1 rRNA gene is annotated in these 211 nt (G+C 47.9%); it reads left to right on the forward strand.

Annotated elements, in window-relative coordinates:
- Window positions 1–94 precede the first annotated feature (94 nt).
- Window positions 95–211, forward strand: a 5S ribosomal RNA gene (gene rrf, locus CXF70_RS08065).

A 211-nucleotide genomic window follows, 5' to 3' on the forward strand; every position in this document is an offset into this window, starting at 1 on the left:
AAGAATAAAAAAGGCGGAAAGCTGCTAAAAAAGGGCTTGTAAAACTCGCCAGAGTTGATATAATAAAACTTGTCTTTCAGAAATAACCACATAGTCCAGTGACAATGGCAAAGAGGCCACACCCGTTCCCATCCCGAACACGGCAGTTAAGCTCTTTTGCGCCGATGGTAGTTGGGGGATCTCCCCCTGTGAGAGTAGGACGTCGCTGGGC

The sequence above is a fragment of the Planomicrobium sp. MB-3u-38 genome, from assembly GCF_002836425.1.
Classification (GTDB): Bacteria; Bacillota; Bacilli; order Bacillales_A; family Planococcaceae; genus Planococcus; species Planococcus okeanokoites.